The following is a 13,097-nucleotide window of genomic DNA, read 5'->3' as shown; positions in this document are numbered from 1 at the left end:
CTTTACATCAAAATTAGTCGTATCTTTTTATTGATACAGCAAATTGAAATAAAGATGAATTAAAACAAAACGGCGCAGCAATTAAATCATGTGACCACCATGACAGCTGCGTTAAATCGACTAGGCTCAATAAAGTCGATTGCAACAGAATACAAATAACAATGGATTATCCGCTGCGGCGCATGAAAATCCGTCGTGTTTGTTAAGACGTGCTGATAGTCATCGCAATATTATTTAGACCAACAGCACCAGCTCCGCTAGCTCAATGATTTAATCACAATAAAAGATGGGGAATAGCTATGAGAAGTTTCAAACTCAATCCACTCGTGTTAGCCATGGCAGTTACTGCACTGCCAATCGGTGCTTTTGCACAAGAAGCACCAAATGCAGGAGATGATACTGTCGAAGAAGTTCTGGTTACCGGAAGCTTCCGTGAAAGTATTGCCTCTGCACAAATGATCAAAAAAAATAACAGCGGCTTTGTTGATGCCATCGTTGCATCTGACATCGCTGAATTTCCAGACAACAACCTTGCAGAATCCATGCAGCGTATTCCTGGTGTAGCCATTTCCCGCTCTGGCGGTGAAGGTCGCAACATCACCGTTCGTGGTCTTGGCCCAGGCTTTACCACCGTGCGCTTAAATGGCATGGAAACTATTTCTACCACTGGCGGTACGGATGCGGTAGGCGGAAACAACCGCGGCCGCGGTTTTGACTTCAACACCTTTTCATCTGATCTCTTCCAGTCAATTACTGTACGCAAAACCAACTCTGCAGAAGTGCAAGAGGGTTCATTGGGTGCCACTGTTGATTTGAAAGCGGCGCAACCGTTTGATTACGATGAATTTGTATTCACTGCATCTGGCCAAGTGGGTTACAACGATCTGTCAGAAGAAACCGATCCTTCAGCAGCATTTTTAGTGAGCAACACCTTCGCTGATGGCATGTTCGGTGCTCTGTTCTCGTTCTCTTACTCTGAGCGCAATGTACAAGACGAAGGTTCAAGTACTGTACGCTGGGACAATGTTGCATCACAAGATTTTGGTCAGGTTGGCGGCGTAGATGCTGATGCGACTCATCCTGCCAATGCTGCTTTCCGCCCTCGCATTCCACGCTATGACTCCTATCAGCATGAAATGGAGCGTATGGGTTCAAGCTTGTCATTGCAGTTCCGTCCTACTGACTCTACTGAAATCAGTCTCGATGGTTTGTGGGCAAAATTTGATGCCAGCCGTCAAGAAACATTCCTTCAAGGTTCATTGAACCCTGGCGCCAACTCAACCAGTAACCTGGTCGACTACGCAATTCAAGGTGACACACTGGTTTATGCTGATATCGCCGGTGCACGCCTGCTGTCTGAACAACGCTACGACGACATGTCAACTGACTTCTCGCAAGTCACTCTCTCGCTGGAGCAAGATTTCACCGATAGCTTCCGCATGAACGCGATGATTGGTACCACCAAGTCAGATTACGATAACCCAATTCAAAACACCTTGTTGATGCAAGCGAATAACCAACGCTTCAGCTATGACTATCGCGATTACGACAACGCGAAACTGTCATTTGGCGATGCGGCATACGACAAAGCTTCGTGGACTGCTACCGGTGTTCGTCAGCGCCCACAAAGTACACTCAATGAAAACGACGCGGCGAATGTCAGCTTCGAATTCGATTTTAATGAGAATATGACCTTAAAAGTAGGCGGAGATTGGAAAGACTTCAGTTTCTCTACTGACCAATATCTGTATGCAAGTGGTGAGGGCGCCAACGGCGTTAACATCCAGTCTAATCCTGAGTTCATTATTGAATATGATTCAGGCTTGGGAGATGGTAAGCCATGGTTGGTACCAAACCGCGCGTTGATTATGGATTCCTACAACCTGTTTGATTTACCACTGACACCAAACTACGGCAGTACCTATGAAGTAGGTGAAGAAACCCTAGGTTTCTTTGCACAGTTGGATTTCAACTTCGATCTGGGTTCAATGCCAGTTCGCGGTGACATTGGTGTACGTCGCTTTGAAACTGACCAAACTTCTAGCGGTTGGGTCAACGGTAGCAGTGCTAACAGATCTTTCGTAACGGTTGATCACGATTACTCAGACACTCTGCCAGCTCTGAATATCAGCATCGAGCCAATGGAAGACTTCCTGATTCGCGCTGCTTATTCTGAAGGTATTTCACGTGCCGGTCTTGGCCAAATCGTTCCTGCGGTAAACGTATCAGTAGCGGGTACCAACCTTGCTGTGACTGGTGCAAATCCATTGCTTGAACCAACCAAAGCCAAAAGCTATGACTTGGGTGCTGAGTGGTACTTCGCAGAAGGTGGTTTGCTTGCACTGACACTCTTCAAGAAAGAGATTGGCAGCCATATCCAAACCCTGAGATCAACACCAATTTACGCTGATACTGGCTTGCCAACTCAAGCAGTTATCGATACCTGTAATCTCCAAGGTGCATCTTTAGGCGGTTACGGTCCTAACTGTAACGAAAATCTGCAGTGGAACTTCTCTGTACCAGCCAATGGCCCAGGCGGTGATTTGGATGGTTATGAGCTGAGCTACCAACAAGCCTTTACCTTCCTGCCAGGTTTCTTCAGCAACTTCGGTTTCATGGGAGCTTACACCAGCGTAGATTCCGACATGGACTACCTAAATACCGCTGGCGAAGTGGAAGCTACTAAGCCATTGGTTAACTTGTCTGATGAAACCATCAGTGCAACGCTTTACTGGGAAAACGATACCTTCAGTGCACGTGTTTCCATGGCAAACCGCAGCGGCTATCTGACTACGCCAATTGGCCGTAACAACAACGAAGAAGAAGGCACTAACGAAACCACTAACGTTGATGCATCTCTCAGCTATCAGGCGACAGACAACCTCAAGTTCACCTTCGAGGCGCTTAACCTGACTGACGAAGTAGATGATCAATGGGTAGGTAGCGCGAGTGAAAAACGCTCTTCTTACTATCACAGCACCGGCATTCAGTACAACCTCGGTGTTTCCTACAAATACTAAGTTTCACTCAATGGTATTTGTGTAAGACCAAAAGGGATGCCAGCTTGCTGGCATCCCTGTTTGATTATTAAGTGCGTGAATTTTATTTAGCGACAAGAGGTGAGAAGCGTGAGTCTATTGTTAAAAAGTAGAGTAATTTATGGCGGTATTTTTCTGGCAGCATTAACAGGTTGCTCACCGGAAAAAGCTGACGAACAACAAACCACCGCGACTACAACACCTGTTGCACAACCTGCACCCGTTAATTACCAATTGGCAACGGCAGAAATTACCAATGCCAATAATTTTGCATTGCAACAAGAGCCAATTTATTTTTCTTTTTATGATTTAGGCATAGCGGCTGATGACAGCGCCGTAAAGAATCTTAATGTATTATCCGGCGCTGCCGCACAAGCATCACAAACTGTCGATACCGATGGCGATGGCACTCTCGATGGTTTGTTGTTAGCTGCCGATTTTAATCCAGCCGAAATTAAATCTTTCACAATTTCCAGCGATCCTGCCATTGCAAAACCTGCATTGAAAAAACAAACCCAAGCAGAAATTTCCATCAAAGAAGGTGGGGAATGGAATGGTAAAGAATATGTAGGCGGCACTTTTAAAACCGTAGATCGTGTAACGCCGCCGCCACAATATACTGATCACTCCTACTGGATTCGCTACGAAGGCCCGGGCATTGAGTCAGACAAAGTGGCTTATCGCGTCTACCTCGACTGGCGCAACGGTTTTGATATTTTTGGTAAAAAAACCAGCGATGTTGTTCTGCAAAATGTCGGCCTCGATGGCTATGAATCCTACCATGAAAACGCTGATTGGGGTGTTGATGTTTTGAAAGTAGGAAAATCACTCGGCATGGGTGGTTTTGGTTTCTGGAACGGCAAAACGGTTGATCTGGTATCGAAAGTGGATACCCGCGATGCGATCATCACCAATAATGGCGATCTCTATTCCGGTTTTAAAATTAATTACAACGGCTGGGAAATTAACAATCAAAAAGTGGATCTCGCTGCGCATTTTTCCATGAATGCAGGCAGCCGCTTGGTGAATGTAAAACTCAAGGCCAGCGAGCAATTGCCCAACATGGCGATTGGCTTGGTTAAACACAAAGGCACCACTCTTATTGAAGGCAACCAAAACACCAGCGGTTACGCCTGGACCTATGTTGCTAGCTGGGGCAAACAAAGTTTAAGTGGTGAAAATGATCATTTGGGCATGGCAGTTATTTTCCGCCGCGATGATCGCAAAGAACAAACTACCGACGAAAATTCTTATGTGTCGGTGATGAAAGATAAAGGCGGCGAGCTGGAATATTATTTCCTTGCTGCGTGGGAACATGAACTGGATGGCATTAAAACCGAAGCAGATTTCAAAGCTTATCTTGACCGTGAAGTTGAACGTCTGACTAAAACACCACGCGTGCGTTTTGAATCTACACTCAGCGCTGAAGCCAAAAAAAATCCGGTTGATGCAGAAGCTGCATTGAAATGGGCAAAAGCCTTGGCTGATTCCGAATTGGACCGCAAAACACTGGACTATCACTACAAAGGGTGGGATGCCTATCGCAAGCGCCCGGGCAAATTTGAATACGATGTAGTGGGCATGCAAATCGCTGCACTGCAAGAGTTGGATGCAGTCAGCCCTAACCCTGCGTATCGCAATGCACTGGAAAGCGTAACCGGAAGTTATATCGCTGACGATGGCCACATTCACACCTTTGAACCAGATTTGTTCAGTATCGATTTAACCAAGCCGGGTGAAATGGTGATTGTGCTGGAGCAGCGCACTGGCGAAGAAAAATATCGCAAAGCGGTGGATTTTTTACGTGAAAACTTAAAGCGTCACCCACGCACCAGCGGCGGCGCTTTTTGGCATCGTGCAACCTATCCAAATCAACTCTGGCTCGACGGCGTTTACATGGGTATTCCGTTCCTGGTTGAGTATGCAGCCGCTTATGAAACTGGTGAACAACAACACGAAAGCTTTAAAGAAGCCGTACATGAATTTGTAATCGCACGCGAACAATTGCGCGACCCAGAAACCGGTTTGTATTACCACGCATGGGATGAATCAAAACAAGCTGACTGGGCCGATAAAGAGCACGGACGCGCCTCACAATTTTGGGGCCGTGGTGTAGGCTGGTACGCAATGGCGCTGGTAGATGTGTTGGACTACATTCCTGAATCAGAAGCCGAGCTGCGCAAAACCCTGCTCGATATCACCGCAGAATTGGCAGCAGATATTGCGCGCTACCAGGATGCAGAAACCGGCACCTGGTGGCAAATCATGAATAAGCCGGGCGAGATCGCTAACTATCGTGAATCTACCGCCAGCGCTATGTTTACTTACTTCTATACCAAAGGTGTGAATAAAGGTTATCTGCCAGAAAGCTATCGCAAGATGGCAATTAAAAGCTATCAAGGCATGATCAATGAATTTGTCACCGTTCATGCCGATGGAAAAATCAGCGTTAACGATCAATGCCTTGTTGCCGGTTTAGGTTTTGGCCGCGACGGCAGCTACAATTACTACATGACCGAACGCATTGTTTCCAACGATCCTAAAGGTAATACCCCGTTTATTTTGGCGGGCGTAGAAATGTATAAATTACTCAAAAAATAATAATGCTCCGCATAGCCAGCATTAATTTTTCAATCGATTAATGCTGGCTTACTATTAAGTTAAGCCATGAGATTTGCCTTAACTCACAACCGGTTAGTTTCCATTACTATAGCCAGCGGTCATAACGCGGCTAGCTGAAAGACAAAAGGTTTTATTATGAAAGTTCTTGAAGAGCGTTTTGCCGTCCACGTTGACGACTACAAACACTACGACACTGAAAAACTGCGCAAACATTTTTTAGTCGAAACCATTTTTGTTGCCGATGAAGTGCAATTCACCTACACCCACTACGAGCGTTTGATGGTGGGCGGTGTTATGCCTGTAAGCAAAGCGGTAAAACTGGAAAGCTACTATCAACTCAAGATGGATAACTTTTTGGATCGTCGCGAACTGGGCGCTATCAATATCGGCGGCAGCGGTAAAGTTTCTGTGGATGGCGAAGTTTATGAAATCGGCACCAAAGAAGCGCTCTACATTGGCCGCGGCGCCAAAGAAGTTTTGTTCAGCAGCGATGATGCAGCAAATCCAGCCAAGTTTTATTTGAACTCCACACCGGCGCACACTACGCATCCAACCAAAAAAGTAAATAAAGACAACAGCAAAGTGCTGCACATGGGTGCAGGCGATACCTGTAACGAGCGCGATATTTATCAGCTGATGATCAGCACTGTGCTCGATACCTGCCAATTGCAAATGGGTATGACCGAATTAAAACCGGGCAGCATTTGGAACACCATGCCAATGCACACCCACAGCCGTCGTATGGAAGCCTATTTTTATTTCAACATTCCAGACACTCACGCTGTGTGTCACTTTATGGGGCCAGCAGAAGAAACTCGCCACATTTGGGTTGGCAATGAACAAGCGGTAGTTTCTCCCCCTTGGTCAATGCACTCAGGCGTAGGCACAGCCAACTACACCTTTATTTGGGGTATGGCGGGCGAGAATATGGATTACACCGATATGGACTTCCATAAGCCTAGCGATTTGAAATAATTTTTTGCTCAATAACCCGTATGTGATCTGCATACGGGTTTTATCCAGTTAAAAAATCCCTCCGAGCGAGACAAGAATATGACTCATCCACTGTTTGATTTAACCGGAAAAGTTGCAGTAGTAACCGGCGCTACCCACGGTTTAGGCATGGCAATGGCTTCTGGTTTGGCCAGCGCTGGTGCAACGCTAATTATTAACGGCAACTCATCACAAGAAAAAATCGACAACGCGGTAAATTACTATCGTGAACAAGGCTTCAAAGCCTTTGGTTACAAATTTAACGTAACCGATGAAGACCAAGTTACTGCTGCCGTTGAGCAAATCGAAAAAGATCACGGCGCAATTGATATTTTGATCAACAACGCCGGCATTATTAAACGTACCCCGCTGCTGGAAATGTCACTGGAAGATTTTGAAGAAGTCATCAAAATCGATTTGACCGGTGTATTTACTATGACTCGTCCGGTTGCACGCAAAATGGTTGAGCGCCGCCAAGGTAAAATCATCAATATCTGTTCAATGATGAGCGAACTCGGCCGCAATTCTGTTGGTGCTTATGCTGCTGCAAAAGGCGGCTTGAAAATGCTCACCAAAAATATGGCGACCGAATGGGCGAAATATAACGTGCAAGTAAATGGTATTGGCCCAGGTTATTTTGCTACCAGCCAAACCGAACCTATTCGTGTTGATGGCCATCCGTTTAACGATTTCATCATCAACCGCACTCCCGCCGCTAAGTGGGGTGACCCGGATGACCTGCAAGGCACAACCATTTTCCTCGCCTCAAAAGCGAGCGATTTTGTGACCGGTCAGATCGTGTATGTTGATGGCGGTATTCTCGCCACCATCGGCAAGCCGAGTAATGAGGCTTAATAGTACGAAACTCAAAAGTACGAAGCTTAATTACCAAGTTTGATAACCTTCAAAGCCCGGCCAAGCGCCGGGCTTTTTATTGCGCCTTGGTTATTCGCCGCCAAAGCCCTTTTTATTGCTCTGCTATACTCCCCCGCACCTCACACCTGTCCATATTTACCTGATCAATGGGAGAAGCAAGATGAAGCTCGGAGAGACGCTAAAGGCGCAGCTAACCCAATGGCTGAATGCCTACAACCTGGAATACAGCGAGTGGATTTATGTCGCGGTGGCGACAGGCATTTTTATCCTGACCGGGCTTTTGCTTCATTTCCTGCTGCACTCGGTGATTCTGCGCGCGTTCAAAAAAAGCGCAAACAAATCGCAACTCCCTTGGGGGCTGGCACTTTTTAAACATAAATTGCTTAATCGTATCGCGCTGGTGTTTCAGGGCGTGGTGCTATTGGTTCAGGTGCGCATTTGGTTGCCGCAAGAAGGCGAAATTACCGACGTTTTACAAACGCTAGCGTATTTGTGGATTTTGTTTTACCTACTTTTATCGCTCTACGCGCTGCTGAATTTTATTGAAGATATTCTCAGACCCGCTAGCCGCAAACGTAATATTCCCATTCGCGGTATTTTTCAAAGTATCAAACTGATCGCTGCGTTAATTACAATAATTTTAATTATTTCGGTTTTGATTGATAAATCGCCGCTGATTTTATTTAGCGGTTTAGGTGCTATGACGGCGGTACTGTCATTGGTATTTAAAGATACGATTCTCGGTTTTGTCGCGGGCATTCAATTGTCTGCCAACGATATGCTCGCGGTGGGCGATTGGCTGGAAATGCCAAAATTCGGCGCGGATGGCGATGTGATCGATATCAGCCTGACCACCGTAAAAGTGCGCAACTGGGACAACACCATCACCACCATTCCCGCATATTCACTGATCGCCGATTCATTTAAAAACTGGCGCGGCATGACTGAATCGGGCGGGCGACGAATCAAACGCGCAGTTTATATCGATGCAACCAGTGTAAAGTTTTTGCAGCAAGACGATATTGTGCGCTTACGTCGCGCTGCTTTATTGAGCGATTACATCGAAAAAACCATTGCTGAAATTGAAACAGAAAATAAACAAGCAGGCGTGGATTTAACCTCACCAGTGAATGGCCGCCGCTTGACCAATTTGGGCACCTTTCGCGCATACCTGCGCATGTATTTGAAGCAACACAAATCCATTCACAACAATATGACGCAAATCGTGCGTCAGCTCGCGCCTGAAGCACAGGGGATTCCGCTGGAAATTTATGCGTTCTCCAGTGACACCGGCTGGGTTAATTACGAGGCAATACAATCGGATATTTTTGACCATATTTTTGCGGTGGTGCCCGAATTTGGATTGCGTATTTATCAAGCACCCTCGGGTTATGACATGCAACAAATCAGCAGTTATCGCCCGGAAAAACCTGCTGAAGAGACGGGCACTGAAGCCTAGAGTGATTCGTTGGCGCGCCCTTGAAGTTGCGCGCCATCAACCCCACATTCGCGCCTAGACTATAGTAGGCAATATGTTAGGTAATCAGGACTGGTCGGGTTATGAGCGAACTTTTTATTCTGCAAAATCAAGACAAACTCTTTCTCGGTCGCCAAAACAACTGGCTCGATGGGCGCGACCTGGCCGCGCTGTTCAAAACAGTCCATAAGGATGAGGCCATCAACCAAATGTTTGAGGCCAGCTCCAAAGACTATCGCCAGCGTATCAAGGTGCTCAGTTGTAGCCCCAATGAAAAAGGCTTGCCTGTGATCGACCCGGAATTGCTGCCTGAACCCTTACCCAAAGTCGGTAAGGATCTGCTTGAAAACCTTGAACCTCAAGCTGCTGGCGAGCAGGGCGAATTACCTGAAGGAATCTAACGTGTCTGCATCCCCAAATCTTGCGCGCGAGCTGCTCGCCGCCTTTGCTGAACCCGCTAACAACGCCAGCCTGAATGGCATTTTGCGCGGACTGGAAAAAGAAAGTTTACGTGTAACCCCGGCGGGAACTCTGGCGCAAACCGACCACCCGCAGGCACTGGGTTCAGCACTTACGCATCCGCATATCACGACCGATTACAGTGAAGCCCTGCTCGAATTTATCACCGAGCCGTTTGCCGATATCAAACCCTTGCTCGCCCAGTTGGACAATATCCATCGCTTCACCTACCAGCAGCTTGCCAAAAATCAAGAGCGCCTCTGGCCCGCCAGTATGCCCTGTACACTGGGGAGCGATGCCGAAATTCCGGTGGCGCGTTACGGCAACTCTAATAGCGGCAAGATGAAGACTGTCTATCGTGTTGGGCTAGGGCATCGCTATGGCCGCTCCATGCAAACCATCGCGGGGATTCACTACAACTTCAGCCTGCCCGATGATTTCTGGCGCGCACTGCAAGCCCAAACGGGCAACGCCCAAAGCCTGCAAGAATTTAAAACCGAGCGCTATTTTGGCCTGATCCGCAATTTCCGCCGCAATTTCTGGCTACTGATTTATCTGTTCGGCGCCTCACCTGCGGTAAGTTCCTGCTTTGTACAGAATCGTCCGCACAAATTGCAGCCCTTTCCCGCCGCCGAGCAGACCATGTATTTGCCCTATGCAACCTCATTGCGTATGGGCGATTTGGGCTACCAGAGCGATGCCCAGCAATCACTGGTGGTGAATTACAACAACCTCAGCGATTACTTGAAAACTCTGTGCGGGGCGATTACCCAAAGTCATCCGGCTTACGAGCAAATCGGCGTAAAAGATGATGACGAAAATTACCAGCAGCTCAACACCAGCTTGCTGCAAATCGAAAACGAGTTTTACTCCAGCATCCGCCCCAAACGCACCACCGGGCGCGGCGAAACTGCGCTGCAAGCTTTGCGTTTACGCGGCGTGGAATATGTAGAAGTGCGCTGCGTGGATTTAAACCCCTACGAGCCGCTCGGTATTAGCAGCGAGCAGATGCAGGTGATGGATGCGTTTTTACTTTACTGCCTGCTGAGCGATAGCCCGGCGACTGATGAGCGCGAGTTTTATCAGGGGCAGGAAAACCAAAAACGCATCGTCAACCAAGGGCGCGATCCGGCTTTGACTCTGTTGCGTGGCGACCATGAAATTGCCATGCAGTCTTGGGCAAAAGAAATTCTGGAGGGCAGCAGCGCCTGCGCTGAATTGCTCGATCAAGCCAAAGGCGGGCAATCCTACCAGCAAGCGGTTGCGCAGCAATTTGCCAAAATCGACAACGCCGAGTTGACACCATCGGCGCGCGTATTGCGCGATATGACCAGCGCCCAGCAAAGCTTTTACGCACACACCTTGGCGCTGGCCGAACAACAGCGCGCCTATTTTGCCGCACGCCCATTAACTGAAAATGATTGGGCTGCATTTGCGCAGATGAGCGAGCAATCGCTGCAAGCACAAACCAATCTGGAAAATCAGCAGCAGCTGAATTTTGATGAGTATCTGGATCACTACTACGCGCAGTATCGCGGCTGTAGTTGTGAAAAGTGATGCGAAAAATGATGTGATAAGAGATGTGAATCAGCCGCGAATCGCGGCTGATAAATAACTATTTCTACGCTACTTCTGTACTATTTTTGAACCACAAAATTATTGAAGTACAAATCTGACGCAGGCCCTTTGACCGGTTTGACATCGGCAACTGAAGGAATAGTTGGAGCTGAATTTGTTTCAGATGAAGTCTCAGGTTTTGCATGATCATCCGCATCAGCCTTTTTCGCAGGCATGGCTTTTGCGACTGGGTGTTCATCATGAGCAACATCATGGCCTTCCACTTTCAGCAGCGCCTTATTAATTTCCGCCAGCGCAAATACGCGCAAATACTCTCTGCCATCGACTGAGCTGACAATCTCTTCTGGCTGCGCGCTCAAAATACTCACCAAGCGATCGCGGATTAGCGGTAGGTGATGCATGATTTCGGTCGCATCTTCAGCGTTTTCAGCGCGTAGCGATAAGTCGGCTTTAACGTAGCGCGGCTTGCCACCCGGCCCGCCGTAATTCACCACCAGCGCAGGTTCCAACGGAATGTAATTCACTCCCTCTGCCATCTTGGCACCACCACCACCGCTGGCCATCACCTGCACAGCCAAGACTGCACCAATTGCGGTTACTAAACACTTATTTACCCACGTCATAACTGCTCCGAATCTGAACTTGCTCCGCCTTTTGCGCTCCAATCAGCGCAACATCTGGCGGTATTAAGGATGCAATAATCGCACTCGCACCAAGCATAGCCTATTGCGTCTGGGCGAGGCCGAAAATACTGGCTCTAATTGCGCTGAATTGCTTACCATAACCCTTGGATCATAACCCTTGGATCATAACCCCTAGACCATAGACTCCGGCCAGACTCAAAATAACACCAACCCACACGATAAGAAGCATCCCATTTTAAGGATTTACTATGCTCCCCAGCGTTCGCAACACCAACTTTCTGATCTTTGTTGTCTGTACTCTCATGATGCTCGCCGCCGCTTACATGGAACACGTGATGAAAATGATCCCCTGTTCCTTGTGCATCACCCAGCGCGGTTTTGTGGTACTTACCGGTCTGCTCGCATTAGCAGCCGCTATCCATAACCCCCAACCTACAGGCCGCCGTGTTTACGCTTCTTTGGGCATCATCAGTGCGATATTAGGTGCCTGTTTTGCCGGCCGCCAACTCTGGCTGCAAAGCCTACCCGCCGATCAAGTGCCTGCCTGCGGGCCCGGCCTTGCGTATATGTTTGAAGTTTTCCCGTTTATGGACGCGCTCAAGCTGTTATTACAGGGTGATGGCAACTGCGCCCATGTCGATAAAATCCTCGGCCTCAGCCTCGCCGCATGGACGTTTATGGCCTTTATCGGCTTGGCTGTCGTCAATTTATACCAACTGATTCGCAAGCAGGACAAACTGGCCTAGGCGTCTTGCCCTTGCAGATAAGATGGCCTATTGTGGCGAACTCAACACCATTAGCGGCGGTTGAGTTCTCTTGAGGCCAGGTGCGGCCTCATTAACAACACGCTGCACTGAATACGCATAGGACTATCTGATGTTAGAAAATTGCAAAACTGCCAAAGAGCGCTGGGGTGGCGTAAGCGAAATTATTGATCGCTGGCTGGAAGAACGTCAGGAAATGCTGGTGCAATACTGCGCACTCAGCGGCCTGGATCAAAACTTGAGCGAACTGCAACGCGGCGACAAATTGCGCAGCTTTTGCCAGATTCTGGTGGACTATGTATCCGCTGGTCACTTTGAAGTTTACGACCAATTGATCAAAGAAGGACGCGAGTTTGACGATGCCGACGCACTGCAAGAAGCCGGCAAACTCTACGATACCATTGATGCAACTACCGAACGCCTGCTCGACTTCAACGACAAGTATCTGGAAACCGATGACATCAGCTCACTCAGCGAAGACTTATCGCAACTCGGCGAAGCACTTGAAGTTCGCTTCAGCGCTGAAGATCGTTTGATTTCCGTTCTGCACACATCGCACAAGGACTTGGTCAGCTAATCCAACCAATCCTGCAGCATAAAAAAACCCGCTCAAGAGCGGGTTTTTTTATCGGCCAAGTTTATGAAA

At 48.0% G+C, this 13,097-nt stretch carries 10 protein-coding genes; 9 read left to right on the top strand and 1 reads right to left on the bottom strand.

Annotated features, from left to right (window positions below; all coding sequences use genetic code 11):
• The first annotated feature begins 299 nt into the window (after positions 1-299).
• The 7 genes from SPL68_RS03840 (at position 300) to gshA (ending at position 11,022) form a co-directional block, all read left to right on the top strand.
• Positions 300-3,020, top strand: coding sequence for a TonB-dependent receptor (locus tag SPL68_RS03840; RefSeq protein ID WP_323813748.1), 2,721 nt, complete (start codon positions 300-302; stop codon positions 3,018-3,020).
• A 108-nt stretch (positions 3,021-3,128) separates the two neighbouring features.
• Positions 3,129-5,639: a glycoside hydrolase family 88 protein gene (locus tag SPL68_RS03835; protein WP_323813747.1), complete on the top strand. Its 2,511-nt coding sequence runs from the start codon at positions 3,129-3,131 to the stop codon at positions 5,637-5,639.
• A gap of 156 nt (positions 5,640-5,795) precedes the next feature.
• A complete protein-coding gene (gene kduI / locus SPL68_RS03830) occupies positions 5,796-6,635 on the top strand; it encodes a 5-dehydro-4-deoxy-D-glucuronate isomerase (protein ID WP_323813746.1) in 840 nt (279 codons plus the stop codon).
• Between the two features lie 78 nt (positions 6,636-6,713).
• Positions 6,714-7,508 carry a gluconate 5-dehydrogenase gene (locus tag SPL68_RS03825; RefSeq protein WP_323813745.1) on the top strand — a complete coding sequence of 265 codons (795 nt, stop codon included), beginning with the start codon at positions 6,714-6,716 and terminating at the stop codon, positions 7,506-7,508.
• 181 nt (positions 7,509-7,689) lie between these two features.
• Positions 7,690-8,988: a mechanosensitive ion channel family protein gene (locus tag SPL68_RS03820; protein WP_323813744.1), complete on the top strand. Its 1,299-nt coding sequence runs from the start codon at positions 7,690-7,692 to the stop codon at positions 8,986-8,988.
• Between the two features lie 101 nt (positions 8,989-9,089).
• Positions 9,090-9,407 (top strand): hypothetical protein, encoded by a 318-nt coding sequence (locus tag SPL68_RS03815; protein ID WP_323813743.1) that lies wholly within the window; start codon positions 9,090-9,092, stop codon positions 9,405-9,407.
• A 1-nt stretch (position 9,408) separates the two neighbouring features.
• The gene (gshA, locus tag SPL68_RS03810) at positions 9,409-11,022 is read left to right on the top strand and encodes a glutamate--cysteine ligase (protein ID WP_323813742.1); all 1,614 of its coding nucleotides are present in this window, start codon (positions 9,409-9,411) and stop codon (positions 11,020-11,022) included.
• A gap of 80 nt (positions 11,023-11,102) precedes the next feature.
• Here the strand turns inward: gshA and SPL68_RS03805 are convergent, their stop codons facing one another.
• A complete protein-coding gene (locus SPL68_RS03805; RefSeq protein ID WP_323813741.1) occupies positions 11,103-11,666 on the bottom strand; it encodes a flagellar basal body-associated FliL family protein in 564 nt (187 codons plus the stop codon).
• A 269-nt stretch (positions 11,667-11,935) separates the two neighbouring features.
• Here SPL68_RS03805 and SPL68_RS03800 point away from each other — a divergent pair, with 269 nt between their 5' ends.
• Together SPL68_RS03800 and rsd are read left to right on the top strand one after the other, a co-directional pair.
• Positions 11,936-12,433, top strand: a complete 498-nt coding sequence (locus SPL68_RS03800) for a disulfide bond formation protein B (protein ID WP_323813740.1) — start codon at positions 11,936-11,938, stop codon at positions 12,431-12,433.
• A 130-nt stretch (positions 12,434-12,563) separates the two neighbouring features.
• A complete protein-coding gene (gene rsd, locus SPL68_RS03795; RefSeq protein ID WP_323813739.1) occupies positions 12,564-13,028 on the top strand; it encodes a sigma D regulator in 465 nt (154 codons plus the stop codon).
• The last annotated feature ends 69 nt before the right edge of the window (positions 13,029-13,097 follow it).

Source organism: Cellvibrio chitinivorans, assembly GCF_035117775.1.
Classification (GTDB): domain Bacteria; phylum Pseudomonadota; class Gammaproteobacteria; order Pseudomonadales; family Cellvibrionaceae; genus Cellvibrio; species Cellvibrio chitinivorans.
This window is presented reverse-complemented; position numbering and strand designations above follow the sequence as displayed.